The 18560-nt window shown below is 41.2% G+C and carries 24 protein-coding genes; 13 read left to right on the top strand and 11 right to left on the bottom strand.

Annotated elements, in window-relative coordinates; translation table 11 throughout:
- The first annotated feature begins 7 nt into the window (after positions 1-7).
- Together ACH0BF_RS19925 and ACH0BF_RS19920 are read left to right on the top strand one after the other, a co-directional pair.
- Complete coding sequence (locus tag ACH0BF_RS19925; protein WP_120034428.1) at positions 8-229, top strand: heavy-metal-associated domain-containing protein; 222 nt, start codon at positions 8-10, stop codon at positions 227-229.
- Between the two features lie 47 nt (positions 230-276).
- Entirely contained in the window at positions 277-417 is a 141-nt protein-coding gene (locus tag ACH0BF_RS19920; protein ID WP_182917012.1) for a hypothetical protein, read from the top strand.
- 186 nt (positions 418-603) lie between these two features.
- Here ACH0BF_RS19920 and ACH0BF_RS19915 read toward each other — a convergent pair whose 3' ends face one another.
- Positions 604-1386, bottom strand: coding sequence for a DUF7225 domain-containing protein (locus tag ACH0BF_RS19915; protein WP_406910130.1), 783 nt, complete (start codon positions 1384-1386; stop codon positions 604-606).
- Positions 1387-1563: 177 nt separating this feature from the next.
- Between ACH0BF_RS19915 and ACH0BF_RS19910 the strand changes: the two genes are divergently transcribed.
- The 5 genes from ACH0BF_RS19910 to ACH0BF_RS19890 all read left to right on the top strand — a co-directional run bounded on the left by ACH0BF_RS19910 (position 1564) and on the right by ACH0BF_RS19890 (position 5614).
- Complete coding sequence (locus ACH0BF_RS19910) at positions 1564-2307, top strand: NADPH-dependent oxidoreductase (RefSeq protein ID WP_406910129.1); 744 nt, start codon at positions 1564-1566, stop codon at positions 2305-2307.
- Between the two features lie 35 nt (positions 2308-2342).
- A complete protein-coding gene (locus tag ACH0BF_RS19905) occupies positions 2343-2738 on the top strand; it encodes a secondary thiamine-phosphate synthase enzyme YjbQ (protein ID WP_340852550.1) in 396 nt (131 codons plus the stop codon).
- Between the two features lie 593 nt (positions 2739-3331).
- Positions 3332-3625, top strand: coding sequence for an SAV0927 family protein (locus ACH0BF_RS19900; protein ID WP_120034424.1), 294 nt, complete (start codon positions 3332-3334; stop codon positions 3623-3625).
- A gap of 330 nt (positions 3626-3955) precedes the next feature.
- A complete protein-coding gene (locus ACH0BF_RS19895; protein ID WP_120034421.1) occupies positions 3956-4636 on the top strand; it encodes a type 1 glutamine amidotransferase domain-containing protein in 681 nt (226 codons plus the stop codon).
- A 45-nt stretch (positions 4637-4681) separates the two neighbouring features.
- Complete coding sequence (locus tag ACH0BF_RS19890; RefSeq protein ID WP_406910128.1) at positions 4682-5614, top strand: NADP-dependent oxidoreductase; 933 nt, start codon at positions 4682-4684, stop codon at positions 5612-5614.
- 57 nt (positions 5615-5671) lie between these two features.
- On the opposite strand, the gene ACH0BF_RS19885 is transcribed toward ACH0BF_RS19890, so the two are convergent.
- From ACH0BF_RS19885 to ACH0BF_RS19865, 5 genes are read right to left on the bottom strand one after another with little or no spacing between them, the layout of a single operon-like run.
- Positions 5672-6019, bottom strand: coding sequence for an antibiotic biosynthesis monooxygenase (locus ACH0BF_RS19885; protein ID WP_259455602.1), 348 nt, complete (start codon positions 6017-6019; stop codon positions 5672-5674).
- The gene (locus tag ACH0BF_RS19880) at positions 6016-6426 is read right to left on the bottom strand and encodes an ankyrin repeat domain-containing protein (protein WP_406910127.1); all 411 of its coding nucleotides are present in this window, start codon (positions 6424-6426) and stop codon (positions 6016-6018) included. The genes ACH0BF_RS19885 and ACH0BF_RS19880 overlap by 4 nt, the downstream gene beginning before the upstream one ends.
- Entirely contained in the window at positions 6423-7208 is a 786-nt protein-coding gene (locus ACH0BF_RS19875) for an ABC transporter ATP-binding protein (protein WP_120034415.1), read from the bottom strand. Before ACH0BF_RS19875 ends, ACH0BF_RS19880 begins: the two co-directional genes overlap by 4 nt.
- Positions 7195-8229 (bottom strand): FecCD family ABC transporter permease, encoded by a 1035-nt coding sequence (locus ACH0BF_RS19870; protein WP_340852564.1) that lies wholly within the window; start codon positions 8227-8229, stop codon positions 7195-7197. Before ACH0BF_RS19870 ends, ACH0BF_RS19875 begins: the two co-directional genes overlap by 14 nt.
- Before the next feature lies 1 nt (position 8230).
- Positions 8231-9184 carry an ABC transporter substrate-binding protein gene (locus ACH0BF_RS19865; protein ID WP_340852567.1) on the bottom strand — a complete coding sequence of 318 codons (954 nt, stop codon included), beginning with the start codon at positions 9182-9184 and terminating at the stop codon, positions 8231-8233.
- A gap of 469 nt (positions 9185-9653) precedes the next feature.
- Between ACH0BF_RS19865 and ACH0BF_RS19860 the strand changes: the two genes are divergently transcribed.
- Together ACH0BF_RS19860 and ACH0BF_RS19855 are read left to right on the top strand one after the other, a co-directional pair.
- Entirely contained in the window at positions 9654-10109 is a 456-nt protein-coding gene (locus ACH0BF_RS19860) for a GNAT family N-acetyltransferase (RefSeq protein WP_120034409.1), read from the top strand.
- A gap of 140 nt (positions 10110-10249) precedes the next feature.
- A complete protein-coding gene (locus ACH0BF_RS19855) occupies positions 10250-10690 on the top strand; it encodes a GNAT family N-acetyltransferase (RefSeq protein WP_340852570.1) in 441 nt (146 codons plus the stop codon).
- A 7-nt stretch (positions 10691-10697) separates the two neighbouring features.
- Here the strand turns inward: ACH0BF_RS19855 and ACH0BF_RS19850 are convergent, their stop codons facing one another.
- From ACH0BF_RS19850 to hutG, 4 genes are all read right to left on the bottom strand, one after another.
- Positions 10698-11102, bottom strand: coding sequence for a (deoxy)nucleoside triphosphate pyrophosphohydrolase (locus ACH0BF_RS19850; RefSeq protein ID WP_340852572.1), 405 nt, complete (start codon positions 11100-11102; stop codon positions 10698-10700).
- A gap of 180 nt (positions 11103-11282) precedes the next feature.
- Positions 11283-11411, bottom strand: a complete 129-nt coding sequence (yhfH, locus tag ACH0BF_RS19845) for a protein YhfH (protein ID WP_120034405.1) — start codon at positions 11409-11411, stop codon at positions 11283-11285.
- A 265-nt stretch (positions 11412-11676) separates the two neighbouring features.
- Positions 11677-12873 carry a sodium/glutamate symporter gene (gene gltS / locus ACH0BF_RS19840; protein ID WP_120034403.1) on the bottom strand — a complete coding sequence of 399 codons (1197 nt, stop codon included), beginning with the start codon at positions 12871-12873 and terminating at the stop codon, positions 11677-11679.
- A 14-nt stretch (positions 12874-12887) separates the two neighbouring features.
- Entirely contained in the window at positions 12888-13838 is a 951-nt protein-coding gene (hutG, locus tag ACH0BF_RS19835; protein WP_120037903.1) for a formimidoylglutamase, read from the bottom strand.
- A gap of 132 nt (positions 13839-13970) precedes the next feature.
- Between hutG and ACH0BF_RS19830 the strand changes: the two genes are divergently transcribed.
- Positions 13971-14858 carry a LysR family transcriptional regulator gene (locus ACH0BF_RS19830; protein ID WP_120034401.1) on the top strand — a complete coding sequence of 296 codons (888 nt, stop codon included), beginning with the start codon at positions 13971-13973 and terminating at the stop codon, positions 14856-14858.
- Between the two features lie 132 nt (positions 14859-14990).
- On the opposite strand, the gene ACH0BF_RS19825 is transcribed toward ACH0BF_RS19830, so the two are convergent.
- The gene (locus ACH0BF_RS19825) at positions 14991-16055 is read right to left on the bottom strand and encodes a TDT family transporter (RefSeq protein WP_406910126.1); all 1065 of its coding nucleotides are present in this window, start codon (positions 16053-16055) and stop codon (positions 14991-14993) included.
- Between the two features lie 209 nt (positions 16056-16264).
- Between ACH0BF_RS19825 and ACH0BF_RS19820 the strand changes: the two genes are divergently transcribed.
- The 3 genes from ACH0BF_RS19820 (at position 16265) to crcB (ACH0BF_RS19810) (ending at position 18223) form a co-directional block, all read left to right on the top strand.
- Complete coding sequence (locus ACH0BF_RS19820; RefSeq protein WP_120034397.1) at positions 16265-17146, top strand: DUF6612 family protein; 882 nt, start codon at positions 16265-16267, stop codon at positions 17144-17146.
- Between the two features lie 346 nt (positions 17147-17492).
- Positions 17493-17879 (top strand): fluoride efflux transporter CrcB, encoded by a 387-nt coding sequence (gene crcB, locus ACH0BF_RS19815; protein WP_120037901.1) that lies wholly within the window; start codon positions 17493-17495, stop codon positions 17877-17879.
- Entirely contained in the window at positions 17876-18223 is a 348-nt protein-coding gene (gene crcB / locus ACH0BF_RS19810; RefSeq protein WP_406910125.1) for a fluoride efflux transporter CrcB, read from the top strand. The genes crcB (ACH0BF_RS19815) and crcB (ACH0BF_RS19810) overlap by 4 nt, the downstream gene beginning before the upstream one ends.
- The last annotated feature ends 337 nt before the right edge of the window (positions 18224-18560 follow it).

Genomic DNA, 18560 nt, shown 5'->3' with positions numbered 1-18560 from the left:
GTTTGCCGTGCCAAAGGGAGTCATCAGGTTGAAAAATAAGCTGACCCAGCAGGAGGCAGAAAAAGCTTCACAAGCATTGGAATCCGTGTGGGGAGTGCGAAGAACAGAAGTAAACCCGGCCAGCGGAGAAGCCGTCTTCAGCTACAATGAAGAGGCGGCTTCTTATACGGACTTTCAACAAGCTCTACTGGATAGCGGGTTTGAAATAGAAGAAGATCAAAATCATTAAAAAAGTATCGTTAGAAAGCATTTCTCTTGAGAAAAGGAGGAATAGAGATGAAAGTTTGCGAAGTGTGCGGAAGCGAGGAAGAAATGGAAATGAGCCAAAATGGAGAATGGCAATTGCAGGCGGGGTTACTGCACGTTTGTGAAAAATGCCGAACGGACCGTCAATTGCCCTCCTTCGATGAGGAATAACAAATAATCTGATGCTTGAAGGAACACCGTGCAAAGCGGACGAGCTGCAATCGTCTTTTGTCCGGTGTTTTTTGTTAAGTGGAAAAGGAATATGAAGCTATGAAAAAGAATCGATTAGTTGTATGTTAAAAAGGGCCTATATGGAATAAAAAGCTAGTCGATTCTATCTAAACAGCAGGATAGCCACTAACGAACAGATACCGTCTTTAATTTCTTTATGTCGATTTCATATTTATTTTCATATCTTCTCGCTACGTCAAGTATCCCTTCCTTTGGCCCGTAATAGATAACTTTAAATTCATCATGGATATATTGAACAACGAAGAAGTCATCAAATTCTGCAAATGTGTTCTGATTAACGGTAATAAATCCGCTCGTTTGTGCAGTGGTTTTAACGCTGATTCTCCTTCCCTTACTTATGACATCAAAGCCGTGCTGGTTCGTTTGTCTGGCTAGACTTCCATTTGTGTGGATCGCGCAAAGGAATTCGCCAATCCTTCCGATTAGATGCCGGAGTTCTGTCGGCTTACAATTTAGTAAGCTCATTTCATACTTTAGCATTTGGTTGTACTCTTCATAAAGTTTGCTGATCTGCTCTTTGCCAATGGAGGGAATCTGACTTCGGTTACCAATGGGAAAGTCCTCTTTTTTTTCATAAAAGCTGCTTACTCCGTTTCTCCACTCTCCGATCACTATTTCTTCATCAGATCCTTTAGGTTTGTGAAAAATAAGGCCAGTATACGGATAATGTTCTTCTAAGTATTTATACGTATTTCTATTTATGTATAGAAATAAATGCTTATTAAAGGGGGTTCCATTATTAAAGCGGTTATAACAGTAATCAGAAAGGATCACGCTGTCCGGATTCGTCCCAAATTGATTCATTAAAGCAGATTTCACATGTGAAGAGGTGATCAGTTCATTTAACTTACCTTGTAAGACAATCTTCATTTGTTCATAAATAGTCATTTTATGGCTGCTCTCCTTCTATTGTGCACTCAGCTATTCTATCGGCCAAATGTGGGTAAAGTGAATGCTAGCTGATGCATCTCTCTGCTGTGGAGTGTGTTTTTTGAAATCTTCAGACCATTGCGTTACGATGAAAAAGAAGAAATGTAAAAGAGAATTATGAGGAGGCAACCATTGGTGAATGAAGTAATTCAAACATTATTATCCCATCGCTCGTTCCGGTCGTTTGAAAACAAACCGGTAGATGAGGAACAATTAGATCAAATTATTCAGGCCGTGCAGGCCGCTCCAAACTGGATTAACGGACAGCAGCTATCTATTATCGCAATCAAGGATACGGAGCGCAAGAAACGATTTGCCGAGCTGTGCGGCGGACAGAAACATGTAGAGGAAGCAGCCGTCTTTCTCATATTCTGTGCAGATTTTTATCGGACACATTTGGCAAGCGAGATGGAAGGTATGCCGATGGAGGCTATTGAAGATATTGATACATTAATTGTTGGAGTGACAGATGTCGGGATTGCTCTTGGAACGGCTGTGGCTGCAGCTGAATCCTTTGGGCTTGGTACGGTACCGATCGGAGGCATCCGCCGCCATTCTTTAGAGGTGGTAAAAGAGCTCGCTCTTCCGCCTTATGTGATCCCGATCACCGGTCTATGTATTGGTCATCCCGGAAAGGACACCGGACAAAAGCCGCGCTTGCCGAAAGAAGCAGTCTATCACGAGAATACTTATCAGCAAGAACAAAAGCCGTTGCTTGAAAAGTATAATGACGATTACGCTAATTATTTAGCTGAAAGAAGCGGAGCGCAGCGGGCGGGCACGTGGACAAAAACAGTGGCCTCTTTTTACCGCCAGCCTTATTATGAGGGCATTGCTGACATGCTGAAGCAGCAGAAATTTCCTGGAGGAAAAGAATAGAAGCTATCATTCAATTTTTTTTAGGAGAGGAAGCCATGCTCAAAAAATTTACATTAAACACGAACAGTCGTGATCAAATGATCGACGTGACTCAGGAAGTGAAGAATTTCATTAAGGAGCAGGGGATACAGGATGGGGCTGTTGTTGTGTATTGTCCCCATACAACAGCAGGCATAACGATCAATGAAAATGCAGATCCAGATGTAAAGCGGGATATGATTCGGCGCTTTGATGAAGTGTATCCGTGGGAGCACTCATTGGATCGGCATGCGGAGGGCAATACAGCGGCCCATATGAAATCTAGCACAGTCGGGTCATCCCAGCATGTCATTGTTGCGGAAGGCCGTCTGCTTCTTGGAACGTGGCAGGGCATTTATTTTTGTGAGTTTGATGGGCCACGCACACGTAATTTTTACGTAAAAACTCTGTAGCTAGCAACTTGTAGAACGCTTAAGGATATTTTTTATCCATCCCGAGCCTTGGGTATGGAGATTACCAAAGAACGGAAGCTGTATAACACAGCTTCCGTTTTTTGTATGCATTTATCGGAAAAGTACAGGGATGGGAGGGATTCAGCCGGTTCCTAAGCACTATCGTCTGCTTTGTATGATAAAAAGAGGCAAGGTTATAGGATGCAAGGTGATTCAGCCGGCATCGTGTCTCTGTGAGAAGAGAAGACAGACCGGGTGACGGTTAGGAGAAGTTTTTTAGATTGATACCAAGTAACAATAGTTGTTCATTCAATCGTTCTACCAAGAGAAAAGAGGGCTCCTTTATTCAAAATAGAGTTAAGAACCCAAAAATGAATAAAAGTTTGGTCGCCTTGTTCTCTTTCTTATTCCGGAATGGTTCATCCAGGCTATTTGCGCTGTGTTGTATCGGGGCTCTATTTTATTTCGATCGCATTTTAAAGGTGGCATGAATCTTGCTTTTCTATTATTAAAAGGAAAAAAGAGCGATTCTTGAGCTAAGGAATAGTATTTAATTCTTTAGGCCGCTAAATCGAGTGAAAGGATGGGGTAAAATGGATATAACTTTTTTGTTAGATGAGACTGAACTGCAATCCAATCGTTTCGTATGTTGTATTACGGATCACCATCGTTACGACTTAGCGATTATTGATACAAAGCAGTTTTTAGGTAACAGCATTGTTCTTTCTCTTCAAAACGGCCAAATGGTACTCATGTGTGAAGAGGACATTGAAAACAGCCCATACTGGGCCCAGAGGCTAGGGGTTGAAGAAGAAGACATAAAAGCCATCCAAGATTTTCTTTATACGGCGTTAGGAACATACGAACCAGCTAAGCCTTCTTATTAAATAGGAAGTCTGCTTTCTTATTGGTTTACTGAGATGTACTAGAAATGTAAGAGATAAATAACGGCCTTTTCTTGATCATTAATCAGGGAAAGGCCGTTAAATTTTTCCTCGAATGTGGAACAGCAATGAAATGAATCGACCTGCTTGAGAAAGCAGCAAGCTCTTGGATACAAGAAATGTAGAGAATATCTTGTCAAGCTTGGTGCAAACTAGAAATAGTTTTGCCCAATCCTTGAAAGGGTACTTTTCAATAGCTGGTGGAAACCGGGTGAATGATGACGATCCGTGCAGGGTTGACTTGTTTTAAATGTAAATAAAGGAGAGATGGAAATGGGAAAAGTATTAGCAGTTTTGTCTAGCGGATATAAAGATGAAAAAAATAATTACGAAACAGGCTGGTGGGGGGAAGAATTATTTGCTCCATTGCAGATTTTAGAAAACGCTGGCCATCACGTAGACCTTGCTTCTCCATTAGGTGGTAAGCCAACTGTTGATCTGGCAAGCCTTTCTCCGGAGTATGATCCCGAAGGAACGTATAAAGCCCTGTATGAATCTGGAAGAGCAGATGATACAAAAAAGCTCTCAGATGTACAGGCGAATGACTATGATGTCATTTTGATTGTTGGCGGGCATGGAGCGATGTATGACTTGGCAAAAAATGAAGATTTACACCGTATTATTAATCAAGTGTATGATCAGGGCGGCATTGTTGCTGCAGAGTGTCATGGCCCGGCTCCGCTTATTTGGACATTGCGTCCTAATGGAAAAAGTATTATTGCCGGCAAGAGAGTAACGGGATACCCGGATGAAATTGAACCGGAAGGCTTGTTGGATATTTTGCCGTTTAGTCTGGAGCAGGAACTCACTCACATTGCTTCATATGATAAAGGGAATTTAAGCGAAAAAGCGCATGCTGTCTGGGCGAGTGAGCAAATTGTTACGAGCCGTGATCCATTCTCTTCTGAACGAATGGGAGAAGAGCTAGTTAAAGCGCTTGAAAAAAGAAAATAAAGGCCAGTGTAAGAAAAATGATATTGGAAAAGAGGGTGAGCGACTGTGAAGGCAATTGTCATTGAGCAATATGGCGGCAGCGAGCAATTAAAGGAAATGAACATCCAAAAGCCGAGCGCCGGGAAGAATGAGGTCATTGTGAAGCTCCATGCAACTTCGATTAACCCGATTGACTGGAAGCTCCGGGAAGGCTATCTACAAACAATGATGCCATTTGAATTCCCGATTATTTTAGGATGGGATGCTTCAGGCATAATCGAAGAAGTTGGTGAAAACGTTGAAGGGTTCAAAGCGGGTGACAGAGTGTTTGCACGTCCAGAAACAACGAATAGAGGAACATATGCAGAATACACTGCGGTCGATTCACACTTGCTTGCCAAGATTCCGGATAATATTAGCTTTGAAGAAGCAGCCTGTGTGCCTCTTGCTGGACTGACCGCATGGCAATGTTTGTTCGATTTTGGAGAAGTGAAAGCGGGAGATAAAGTGCTTATTCACGCAGGGGCCGGCGGAGTCGGAACCTTTGCTATTCAGCTGGCTAAACATGCTGGTGCCTATGTCGCTGCGACAGCGAGTACCCACAACGTTGAATTACTGCAATCTCTTGGAGCCGATCAGGTGATTGATTATAAGAAACAAGATTTCGAAACAGCCCTTGCCGATTTCGATTTTGTGCTCGATTCATTGGGAGGAGAAAATCAAGAAAAGAGCTTTACAGTTTTGAGAGAGGGAGGCAGAATGGCGTCTATCGTTTCTGAACCGGATCAAGAAAAAGCAGCGCTTAGGAATATTAAAGCGAAGAACATTTGGCTCGTTCCAAATGGAGAGCAGCTGGCAAAAATGGCCGATCTTTTAGCGCAAGGTAAATTAAAGGTCATAATCGGACACCGGTTTCCGCTGACGGCTGAAGGGATAAAAGAAGCCCATGCCTTAAGTGAAACCCACCATGCAAAGGGAAAAATCGTGATTGAAATGTAAGCGGACTGTTTCATATCAAGAAAAAGGCGAGCAGATAAAAGGCTCGCCTTTGATTTTTTATAAGCTTTGGCTCGCTTCTGCAGCCGGCTTATGCTGGTAGATGACTTCAAAGGTTATTAGGTGGGAGCCAATGATTGGACTATCCTCAGGATTTTGCTCGCGGCTTTGCTGATGGGCATTCTTTGCTCCTCTTCCTTCTACCCAGTTATCAAAGAATTGACGGTCTTCCCATGTAGTGCAGATCTTTAACTCATCATAATCGGACAAGCTTTCTGTTTTTAGTACTTCCATCAATACAAATCCCTCAAATGTATGAACAGCTTTCGGCCTGGCGAAACGGGATAAAACCTCTTCTGCTCTTCCTTTTTTGATTTTAATCGTATTCACAGCTTTCATCATTCTCATAGAACTGCCTCCTCAGACAATAATTTATCTATATATTCATACACAGGAAAAGCCGGCTCTCCGCCCATCTCTGCATGGCGGAGTAGTGGAATGCCGTGTGCCCCTTTAGCATGAAGCAAAGAGGGGCAAGCACTAAGCATGGCCTGAATGATAGGCAGCTCGCCAAGCATAGCGGCGGCAAAAATGTCCATTCGCGCTCCTCGGTCAAGAAGAAATTGGGCAATATCTCTTCTGCCTGTGTGTGCTGCTGCGCCGAGCGCACTTTCCCAATCATCGCCTCCCCAGTTGATAGAGGAGTGAAGAAGTGCAGGTTCGGCTGCTAACAGCTTCTTTACCTCATCGAAATTCCCATGGGCCGCCACAATAAATTCTCTCACTGAATCCTGATTAAGAGGTTCTCTTTTCATGCATACTCTTCCTTTCTTAATTTAATCGGAGTAAAAAAGGCTTTGCCATTTTCCTGATATATATGGGCATCAATTTCAAAGATCGAGCGGAACATTTCCTTGCATAATACGCATTGGGGAAGGCCTTCATATTCGATTTTGCCATTTTTTAAAACAATTAGCCGATCGCTGTAGCGCGCTGCCTGATTGATATCATGCAGCACCATGACCACAGTCATATTAAATTGATCATTAAGCTCTTTCACCAGTTCCATGACTTCCAGCTGGTGAGAGATATCAAGGAAAGTAGTGGGCTCATCTAACAACAAAACATCTGGACGCTGGGCAATCGCCATCGCAATCCAAGCTCTTTGTCGCTCGCCGCCGGAAAGTGTCTGCAGCATACGGTTTTGTAGAGGGCCAAGTTGTGTAACATCAAGGGCCCATTGAATAATATGCTTGTCCTCTTCTTTCAGTTTGCTGTAAGCTCCCCGATAGGGATATCGACCAAATTCAACGAGTTCTCCTACGGTTAAATCTAGTTGATGATCCTGCATTTGCGGAAGCATGGCTAGTTTTTTGGCTACCTCCATGCTTTTCATTGACCGGATGTTTTTACCGTCAAGGATCACTTCACCGCTTTTGGGAGAAATAAGCCGGGAAATGATGCGCAGAAGTGTAGATTTCCCTGAACCGTTTGGGCCGATTAAGCTGACAATTTCACCTTTTTCAATATGAATATCTGTATCTTTCAATTGAAAGGAAGAAGCATGCTCGAATGACAGATCTTTAGTGAGAAGCAAATGAATCCCTCCGTCTTTGAATCATATATAAGAAAAATGGCCCGCCTAGAAAGGCAAGTAAAATGCCGACAGGTAGCTCAATCGGATTAAAAGCACTCCGGGCCACTGTATCAGCGACAACAACAAGCAGACCGCCGCCAAGTGCTGAGGCAGGGAGTAAGTACCGATAATCACCGCCGATAGTGGTTCTTAGTATATGAGGGACGACCAATCCGACAAAACCGATGAGCCCTGATACGCTGACAGCAATACCAGCAAGGAGCGTGCTAAGCACAATCAGCAGAAACCGGCTCCATTCTACATTGTGTCCAAGCAGTTTGGCCACTTCATCGCCAAGCCGCAAAATACGAATATGCTTAATTGAAAACAGAGATAAAATCAGAGCGGCAGCTGTATAATAAACAATCATGTTGAACTGTACCCAGCCGGTTCCGCCAATTCCCCCGGCAAGCCAGGGAAGAACAGATTGCACCCGATCGCTATACAGGATCATGAGCGCGCTCATGATGGCGCCAAGAATAGCGTTAATAGCAACACCGACCAAAATGATCCGGACAGGGGACGTGCCGCCTTTCCACGACAAAATGTAAATAACGAGTGCTGTAATAAGGGCTCCGAGAAAAGCGGCGAGTGGCAGAAACATAAGATAAGCCGGGAAAATAATCATAGTAGTTACTGCAGCTAAGCCAGCCCCTGATGAAACTCCAATAATTCCCGGATCAGCGAGCGGATTCTTCATCACTCCCTGCAAAATGGCTCCCGAGGCGGAGAGACACATGCCAACCATCATGCCAACAAGCATCCGCGGAAGTCGAAGCTCCCATACAATCCTTCTTTCAAGCGTGTCAGCTGTATGAAAAATGCCATTCCAGATGTCACTAACTGAAAAAGAAACCGTTCCAATCATCAAGCTTGATAAACAAGATAGACACAGCAATAAGCCAAGAGTCCAGATGAACCAGGTTCTTTTCTTGGAGAATGGGTGGGCCTTTGCAAATTCTTTTACTTCTATGGCTTCCACTTTATTTCACCTTTTCGAGACTTTCCTTCATTACTTCCAACGCTTCGGTTACTTTTGTTCCAGGGTTAGTGCCAAATAAGTGAGAAGGCAGAACAACAACATTGCCGTTTTTCACTGCATCAAGGTTTTTCCAGGCAGCACTTTTCATCATTTCTTTTTCAAACGCTGATTTGACTGCTTCAGGATCGCCATGGGTAATGAGCATAACAGCCTGTGGGTTTCTTTCGATGATCTTTTCTACACTTAAGCTGGCATACTGAGGGAACTTTTCCTCCTTTGGAAAGTCAGAGGCGATGTTTTTTCCGCCGGCTTTTTCTAGTAAATCTCCAGAAAGGGAGTTTGGCAAGGCAGCGAGATAGGTGCCAGGAGCTCCATACACTAGGAGCGTATCGACCGGGTTGCTTTGACTTTTTTCCACACTTTCTTTCTTTTCGTCAATAACTTTATTCAACTCTTTCGCTTCAGCTTCTTTTTGCAATAGCTTTCCGTACATCGTAATGGTTTCTTGAATGTCTTTTACCGAGTTGGCTTGTGTGTAAAGAACCTTTGTTCCTTGCTGTTCAATATTTGCTGCCTGTTGTTTGAAACTTACAGGAGCGGCTAAAACAGCGGGATGGACTTCACTAATTTTTTCAAAATTCGGCTGGTGTAAATTACCAATTTCAGGAATGTTTTTCATTTCTTTAACTACATGTCCATTGGCTGTCGGCCGTCCCGTTACATTCGCGCCTAAAGCTAACAAAATATCTAAATCTCCTGAACTCAGGGTAGCGACAGACTCGGGAGCGGAATCAAATGTAATCGTCTGTCCAGAGTCATCCGTTATTTCGATTCCAGCTGATTCTTTCGCTTGTGCTTCGCTATCCTTTCCAGCTGATTGCTGTTCACTGGCACTGCAGGCAGCTAACATAAACAGCAAGGTCAAGCCAGTAAAAAATAGAAATGCTTTTCTCATTATGCAATCCTCCTAAATAAAAATGATAATCATTATCATTAGTTTTAATAATATTGATAATGATTATCAATGTCAATGATGTTTTGGAAAATAAAACTAATTTTTCGTCTATCTGGGAGGTTAAAATAGGAAAAATATCTTGCTGAAAGGGACGGAATACAGCAAGATTTGACCGTTATTCATTGAAGAGAGGCGGCAAAAGATCGGTTTCTGCAGCTTTAGGATAGCTAAGTATTCAGATATAATCTTGATCTTCAAAGGTGTCTGATTTTCCGAGTGGTAAAGTCAAAAAGTTTTTCCTCTAATTTCAAAACACTGTATCTTTTTCTTCATTTATGAGTGCTTCAACTGCCTGGCTAACATAAGAAATACAAAAAATAACGTCTTCCATATAAGAGGAATTCTATCCTTGACGGCATACAACTTGCATAAAGTACAATGACATTTCATAAATTGGGGGGAAGGAAATATGGAACATATAAGCATTCGACCTGTTGTTGAAAGTGACATACCACAGCTGATGGATTTGATGTATGAATACATCGTCGATTTTTATAACTGTGATCGTCCGGATGAAGGCTCACTTGAAAAATTAATTGTACATTTAATTGCCAATCCTTATGAGGGCATTCAATTTGTGGCAGAAAAAAGTCCTCGCCAAATCGTCGGGTTTTCTACGCTATACTTCACTTTTAACACACTGGAAGTAAAGCGTATGGCTATCCTCTACGATTTATATGTAACATCGGCCGCAAGGGGACAACAAATTGGCGAAAAGCTGCTTCAGCATAGCATTGATTATATAAGAGAAAATAATTATTCCCATATGATTTGGGAAACAGCACACGATAACCTGGCGGCTCAGGCCTTGTATGATAAGGTAGGAGCGGATAAGGCTGTGTGGCTGAACTATGAAATCAAATAACAGAACAAAATGATTATGCAAGCATGAATAATCTATTTAAAATAAATTAGAAATAGAAAGAAAAATGCGAAAAATTTTTTTGTTTTCCGCAAAGATGATATATTCTGTAATTATAAAGAAACTGGAATGGGGGAAGCGAGATGGAGATTTATCAGGCAACACAAGAGGATATCAATGGAGTGGCTAATCTGTTTAACTCATACAGAGTTTTTTACAAACAGGCCTCAAACATACAGGCAGCAGAGGACTTCGTACGCGAACGAATGGAAAAGAAGGAATCTGTTATTTTTACAGCAGTTGAAAATGGCGAGTATATTGGATTCACTCAATTGTATCCCGCTTTTTCGTCTGTTTCAATGAAGCGGATCTGGATTTTAAATGATCTATTCGTAACAGCGGAAAGTAGAAATAAAGGTGCAGGGAGACAGCTGTTACACGCTGCCAAACAATTTGCAAAAGAAACAGATGCGAAAGGATTGAAGCTACAAACAGCAGTAGACAATATCTCCGCACAACATTTATATGAATCAGATGGATGGATAAAGGATGAGCAGTTTTTCTATTACGAGCTAAACGTCTAATAAGATCTTAAACGCTCAGTTCGTCTGTCAGAAGCTTATCCACTGTCGGAATATCAGCGGGTGCCCATTTTAACGAGCGTAGCTCTTGAAGGGGCACCCATTTGATTTGTGCATGTTCTTTTGCTTTTGGAGCTCCTTCTACGATGGTTGCTCGATAGGTAAGCAAGTTCACAATAACATGAGGATACTCATGAGACACATCTTCGATCAATTCATGAACTTGTACTAGGCAGCCTAGTTCCTCCTGAATTTCTCTCACGAGTGATTCCTCAGGAGTTTCTCCCTTTTCAACTTTTCCTCCTGCAAATTCCCATAAATTCGGTAAAGGCATGATCGGTGAGCGTAAAGCGCATAATACACAATCATGTTCATCAATACAGACAGCAGCGACGACTTTGATCGTTTTTCTCATTAGAGCCCCCTTAGCAGATCCAACTTTTAATAATGGCTGATAAGTATATTTGATATTCTGCCGACAGATTGATTTGTTATGCGTTAGCAGTCAACCATTCCAAACAGTTTTTATATAAGGTTATAAAAGAATCCGCTCTGTTGTTCTTCATAACAGGCGGATTCATACAAAATGAACGGCTTATTCTTCTATCTTACTTAGACAATATTCACATTCATTATGATAAGACTCATGTTGTTCAATGATTTGTGCTCCGCACTGGCAGCATTCTTTTCCTGGAATATTGCGATAAAATTCTAATGGCATCATAATGACGACCTCCTATTTTTTAATTATTCTGACTTATTTATCTTTGAAACCATTGTATTATAACAGATTTTAAAAGTCAACATCTGTTATACAATTGTTTCGCTTTTTTTACAAGTAGCTTTACTAAAAAGAAATGTTGTTTTTTCAATCTGGATTATAGCGAAAAACGTCCGTCTGCAGTGAAAATCAACAAACAAATATAACAGGGCCTTACGAATAAAAAACTGTTGCTAAAGCCTACTATTCTAGACTTTAGCAACAGTTTCTAGCTAAACATATTTATGGTTGTAATAATAATTGGCATGGCAAATACATCAATTAAGAAGGCGCCAACAATCGGAACAATCAAGAAAGCTTTTTGAGAAGGGCCAAATTTGTTTACAACAGCGCTCATATTAGCGATGGCATTAGGGGTGGCCCCGAGACCGTGCCCCGTAAATCCGGCGACCATAACAGCTGCATCATAATCCTTGCCCAGTAGCTTGAAGAGAACGAAGATGCCAAACAGTGCGATGAATAATACTTGAATAAGTACAATAATGATCAGAGGAAGAGCAAGGTCGGCGATCTCCCACAGCTTGATGCTCATTAGGGCCATGGACAAAAAGACACCCAGTGTAATGTCGCCAATGAGCGAGATGCTTTTCATTTGGATAATGCCTTTATCGAATTGATCAAGAATATTACGTACAATAACAGCAACAAACATCGCACTTACGTAATCAGGTAGAGAAAAATCGGTGAGGCTTGTGAATAAATTCCCGAGATAGGACCCTAAAGCCATACATAACGTAATGATGAATACCTGCATCATAAACGATTGGGATGTGACAGGTGATTCTGCTGCTTCCTCCAAGCCGGTTGATGTTGGATTCAGCTCTGTTTCGGAAGGCTTTAAATGATATTTACTTACTAAATATTTAACAATTGGTCCGCCGACTAAGCCGCCAGCAACCAGTCCCAGGGTAGCAGCGGCAAGGCCAACGGATAAAGCGGAGTCGATGCCCGACTTTTCAATGGTTGTGCCGAATGCTGTGGCGGCCCCATGGCCACCTTCCATTGATACAGAGCCGACCATGACACCAATGAGCGGATGGATATCGAGTAATTTCGCGAAGGAGACACCGATCACATTCTGCATAAGTGCTAAAAAGCCGCATGACAGCCAGTAGATAATGAGTAATTTTCCACCGAGCTTAATTAAAGCGAAACTCGCTCCCAAGCCTACAGTTGTAAAGAAAGTCAGCATGAAAAGTCCTTGAAGGGAAGTATCTAAATTAATGCTTAAAAGATTGGTGCTTTTTAATACGGTTGCAATGATGGCAAATAAAAGCCCGCCGACTACCGGGGCAGGAATACAAAACCTATCCAGGAATGTAAGTTTTTTATTTAAAAATGTTCCAATCATAAAGACAGCGACCGCTAAGAAGATCGTAGTTACCTGGTTGATTTCGACTGTCATAGTTTCACTCCTTATTATGTGTGATTCTGGTTGAAATGACGCATGACTTCTGCGATAAGATAAGCAGCAAGCCGGACGGTTCGGTCTCCTTCATCGTATAACGGATTGACTTCTGAGATGTCGAAGCTAAGCAAGTTGTTTTTTGCAGCTATGTATCTCAAAAGTGTTTTAACTGTTTTCGGGTCCAACCCAAAAGGGGAAGGAGCGCTGACTCCAGGAGCTGCATATGAAATAATGGAGTCTGTACACAAAGTTAAAATAAGAAAATCATGTTGGGCAGCAAACTGATCAATTTTTTTAAAGGTTTGCAGAAAATCATTAGCCGCCACGTCTTCCTCGTAAATATAAGTGCAGCCTAGCTTGTCCGCCGTTTGGAAAAGGGCTTCTGTATTTCCAAGCTCTTGGATGCCAATACATAAATAGCCTGCATTTGTATCATGTTCAAGAATTTGTCTGAACATTGTACCGGAGGAAGGGAGAGGATCCTCTCTCATATCAAAGTGAGCATCAATATTGATTATGCCTAATGAAGCATCTGGTCCGATATGGCCCCGGGCTCCTAAATAGTGTCCATATAAGGTTTCATGCCCTCCTCCTAAAATGATCGGAACAGAGGAGCTGTTATATAGCTTGCCGATAGATTCGCCAAGCTCTTTCTGGGCTTTTTCGAGTGCTTCTCCCTCACAAGAAATGTTTCCTATGTCTATTATTTTTTTTTCTAGACGGTATGGAAGGCTTGATAAAAATTGTCTGATCTTATTAGGAGCAAGAGCCGCTCCAAGCCTGCCTTTATTGCGTCTAACTCCTTCCTCACACTCAAAGCCAACAAATCCAAAAGCGCTTTCATTTTCCGCTAATTTTTGGGCATCTTTTAGCGCCACTATCTGATGAAGACGAAAAGAATTCTGATCCTTCTCACTATCAATTCTGCCGTCCCAATATTTTTTATCTGGCAACGTGTAAATAATAATCACCTCATATCTGTATTATCGTTAAATTCTGAAATTATTTACTTTTTTATTATAAAGCAGGCCTATATATAATTACTAATATAGAAAATGTATGTTTCTATAGTTTTTGTCTATAGGAGGATAGAAATGGAAATTCGCCATCTTCAATATTTTATTGCAGTTGCTGAAAAAAACACGTTTACTCATGCAGCCTCCGCTTTGCATATCTCTCAGCCCTCGTTAAGTGCCGCCATAAAAAAATTGGAAAACGAGCTGGGTTTAGTTTTATTGGATCGCAGCAGCAGAGAGGTACAGCTGACGAAAGAGGGGAGAGTGCTGTATCAGGAAGCGAAAAAACTCGTTAATCATTTTGAACATGTGACTGGTGAAATGGAAAGGCTGAAAGAGCATGGCCCTCTTGAATTATCTATTGGGGTGATCGAGTCAACTAAGTATTGGGTACCTAAAGTGCTATCACGTTTTAAAGCGGAGCAGAAAGATGTACGCATTAAATTAATGGACACGTTAAGCCTAACGGATGTCGAAAAAGCTTTAAATAACTTTGATATTCATTTAGCGATAACGAATCAGTACATTAATAATGACGAGATTGAAATGGTGCCTATATATGAAGAAAAGCTGGTTGCATTGCTGCCGGAAAAACACCCTTTGCGGCATCAGTCTTCTCTTGCTGTCGAGAACTTGGACAAACAACCTTTCATTGTGTGCAAAGAAGGATTTCAGACAAGGACGGATGTTTTGCATGCTTTTCAAAAAGCCGGAATTCGGCCGAATATACAATTTGAAATTGAGCGTTTTGAAACAGCTTGTCGGCTCGTTGAAGAAGGATTGGGGATGACGGTTCTTCCAGAGAATTATGTAAAACATTCAGAGAAAACTCTTTTTCATATTAAGCCGTTGGAGGACACGGATTTGTCACGAACCGTCTACTTGGCGTTCGATAAAAATAGATATTTGCCCCCTTTAGTCCTGCAGTTTATTTCTTTAGTGAAAGAGTTTTTTGCAAAGGATTGATTCCATTCTCAAGTAATAGAGCCACCAGTAAGTATCTATTTTTGTCTTTAGTTATGTATTTACGGTTATACAAAAGTAGGAGAACAAAAATTAGATTGGTTATAGAAAAGCTGCCTTTTTAGAGGCAGCTTCTTACAACCGTTGGCCTTGTGGCTGTTTTAAAATTTGAAGAAGAAAGGAGCTATAAAGCAATAGTTCAATAATAAATAATGCAAAGATTAGCGGTGCACCTGCTGTAAGAATCGCAGTTTTCGCATTGACAAGCCAATTCGTCTGCGGCTTCACGAGAGAAGTAAACGTATAAAACATACCAAAGGTGAACAACCTGCTCCATTGGGTGACATGATATGTCCAGATCCCCTTCTTGACTCCATCATATCTTAAGCGTTGAACAAGCCTGCAAATTTCAAGGGATTCAACGAAAAGAAAAACGATACTGACGAATATCCACCATAAGACAGCCGAACCTCCGTTAATAGCACCTGAGGAAATACCGGCAAATCCGGTAATAGATAAAGCGCCATGTAAGATGCAATTAGTATTAGCCCAGTGCTCTTTCATATTCCAGCCAGCTGTGAAAAGATGCCGGATGATCAAGAAGGTGCCAACAGCATAAAAAACAATTCCAATAATAAGGAGCGTCCAGTTAAACAATGAAGGAATCTCCCTGTAGATTTCATTCAACAACAAGACGAGAGATTGAGTGCTAACGGTAGTGAGCAGTAAAATCCCGTGTATATTTACTTTTTGGCTTCCTCTTAATTCGTAAAAAGACCGGCTGGCCTGCCATAGATAGTAGGGCCAAAGGAAAATGGAAATATATAAAAGAAGCCATGTAGCCCATTGCCAATAGCTGAATTGCTCAAAAATAAGAATGGCGCAGATGGAAGTACCAGCGATCCAGGTACCAATACCGAACCGGTTCAACGGGTCGACGATATGCAAAGGGATAAATCGCTTATAAATAAACGATAGAATAATGGAAAAAGAAAATGTGAGCCATAGAGCGATGATCACTGCGCTTAGCAGCTGAACAAGGAAAGAATGGGAACCTGCCATGTGAGAAAGCACGCCGCGGATTATAATGCCAAGAGCCATAACGATTGCTGGGGTAGAGGTCTTAATGAAAATTTTTTTGAGAAAAATAAAAGTCATTAAACAAATAGAAATGACTATAAATAATATCAAGTAGAACATTGCTTTCACCACTTTTATAGAGTATTTTCATAGAATAACATGACCTCTAAAGAAAAGGGAGAGGATAAATAGTAGGGAATTACTCCTCCTTCTATAGTATTTCCTAGGATTTTACTACCAAAAATAACAAAAAAACCTATTTATCGAAACTTTTCGACCTGCAATTCGTATAGAATAGGTAGAAGACATATATAAGGGAGGAACCATCTATGAAGAAATGGACAGGATGGATAGCAGCAGGAGTATTGACTCTTGGTCTTGCTGCTTGTGGAGAAACGGCAAAGCCAACGCCGGAAACACCAAAGGAAGAGACGAGCGAGAAGACGTTAGGAGAAGTGTTTAATGAGGCGGTTAAAGTTTCTAATGAAACAAAAAGTGTAAGCGCCAAGATGGATATGAAGCAAAAGATCAGTTATCCAAAAGAAGAACAATCCATGGATACAGCGATGAATATGGATATGAACATAACGATGAAGCCGCTTGCAGTTTATCAAAAGGGTACGATGGCAGTTCCAGGTGAAGGCGGCGAGCAAGCAAAGCCGATGAATATTGAGTCATATATGACAGAAGAAGGATTTTACATAAACGAGCCTGAGAGCGGGCAATGGATTAAGATGCCAAAAGAAATGTACGATCAAATGATGAATATGTCTCAGCAGCAAGTGGAGCCTGCAGAACAGCTGAAGCAGCTCGAACAGTTTAAGGATGATTTTAAATTCGAGCAGACGAAAGATGAGTACGTATTAAAACTAGATGCTGCAGGAGAAAAGTTTAATAAACTCATAGAAACACAAATGTCTCAAATGACGCAAGGGGCAAACGGTGAAGAAGCAAAGGCAATGATGGAGCAAATGATGAAGGCAATGAAAGTTGAAAAGGTAAATTACACTATTTATATTGATAAAGACTCGTTCCAGACGAACAAAATGGATGTAGACATGGATATGTCTATGGATATAGAAGGAAATGCAATGAAAACGTCTCAAGTGATGCATATTGTTTATAGCGATTACAATAAGGTAGCACCAATTACAGTTCCAGAAGAGGTTAAGAATAAAGCTCAGGAAATGCCAATGCCAGCTATGGAATAATAATGGGGCCCTGCTTTTATAAGCGGGGTTTTTTTATGTACAAGTAGGTAACACTATCTAGCCCATGATTTACATGCTTATTTTTTATGATAAAGAAGATTCTTTTCAGATAAACTACTAGTGATTCAAGATAACCTGCTTTTCATTCATGATAGAATCCTAAATCTCATGAAAAATACGGCCTGGTTTCAAATCGTCCTTCAATCATATTTTTGAGTGAAGGACTTTTACTTGCAGCTAATAGCCATGGATCATGATTATAAAAATGCATACGTATACCGCATGGTATCTGTCTAGACGGCAGTGTAAAATGATAGGAAGCTTAAATGAAAGAAAGGTGATTTTGATGAATGTATTATTCGTCATGATCGGCGGGTTTTTAGGCGCTATATGCAGATACTTATTGGGAGAATGGATTCATACAGCGCATGGTTTTCCGGTGGGTACTTTATTGATTAATCTGATTGGCTGTTTATTTCTTGGTTGGTTTCTAACGTATGTCAGTCAAAACAAGAAAATAAAGCCTGAAATTACTTTATTAATAGGAACAGGTTTTGTCGGCTCCTTCACTACTTTTTCGACATTTTCAGTGGAAGTGATGCAATTATTTGGGGAGGGGCGCTTTCTTATCGCATTGTTTTATATTCTATCCAGCCTGTTACTTGGCTTACTGTTGGCTGGAGTGGGGCGCAGATGGGCATTATCCAATGAAAAAGAAGGTGTAAAAAGATGATTTGGCTAATTGGGTTGGGTGGGGCTTTAGGTGCGGCTGCTAGGTTTTTTATAGGTGGGATTCTCAATAAAAAATCATTATTTCCAATCGGCACGTTGCTGATAAACCTTATTGGTTCTTTCCTGCTTGGCTGGCTCGCTGGCCTTCATTCATCCAGCCGTATTAGTGATGAACTGTGGTTTTTAGGAGGTGTCGGCTTTTGTGGAGCGTATACAACCTTCTCTACATTTGGTTATGAAACGATTACGCTGGCTGAAGCAGGGAGAACTAAATCAGCCGCTGTTTATGTAGCTGTTTCTGTGATAGGTGGCTGTATCGCAGCGGCGATCGGATTGATCATGTAAAGAGAAATGACAAAGTACAAATCATTCCAATAGCTCATTGAGGTATTGTCACGTGTCTTTATAAAGACATTAATAAACAAAGCCGGTTAACACCAGTTATTAAAAAGGGGTTAACTGGCTTTTTTGATTGCTTCGGAATAAAAGAGAGTCAAGAACAGAGGGTGAGCATAATTTTATGATGGATAATCTAGAGTGACAATCAAATCGTTACATATTGTCATAATTCATGAGCTGTATTCATACCGTACCATTTGGTGGGAAAAGCATGATTTTTTTCACGTGAACGCAAAAGAGAGGCAGATGTCTTAGGAAGATACTGAATGGGGGAAAGAGAAGT

Source organism: Pseudobacillus sp. 179-B 2D1 NHS (genome assembly GCF_045370945.1).
Taxonomy (GTDB): domain Bacteria; phylum Bacillota; class Bacilli; order Bacillales; family Domibacillaceae; genus Pseudobacillus.
The sequence above is the reverse complement of the archived record's forward strand: the minus strand, read 5'-3'. Positions and strand labels throughout refer to the sequence as shown.